The sequence below is a fragment of the Helicobacter magdeburgensis genome, from assembly GCF_000765825.2.
Classification (GTDB): domain Bacteria; phylum Campylobacterota; class Campylobacteria; order Campylobacterales; family Helicobacteraceae; genus Helicobacter_C; species Helicobacter_C magdeburgensis.
In genome coordinates, this window is record NZ_JRPE02000057.1 from 1 (window position 1) to 386 (window position 386).

The window sequence follows — 386 nt, forward strand, 5'->3', positions numbered from 1 at the left end:
TGCCCTACCTTATCGGTCTATTTTTTACCACATTTGCACTTGTTGGGGTGAGTAATGCGATTAATATTATTGATGGGTTTAATGGCTTAGCAAGTGGTGTGTGTTTGCTTATTTTAAGTGGGATTATGTATGTGGCCTATGATGTGAAAGATATAGAGATTTTTTATTGTGCTTTGGTGTTATTTTTTGGAATCTTGGGATTTTTTGTGTGTAACTTTCCTTTGGGTAAGATATTTTTAGGTGATGGTGGAGCGTATTTTTTAGGTTTTATATTAGGTATGCTTCTAGTCTTACTCACACAAAGACATACTGAATCTGTAAGTGCTTTTTTTGGATTAAGCATTATGATATATCCTGTATGGGAAGTGGTGTTTTCTATATGGAGA

The 386-nt window shown here is 34.2% G+C and carries 1 protein-coding gene; it reads left to right on the forward strand.

Annotated elements, in window-relative coordinates; all coding sequences use genetic code 11:
* A partial coding sequence (locus tag LS74_RS10825; protein ID WP_034589998.1) for an MraY family glycosyltransferase occupies positions 1–386 on the forward strand: 386 nt, incomplete at both ends.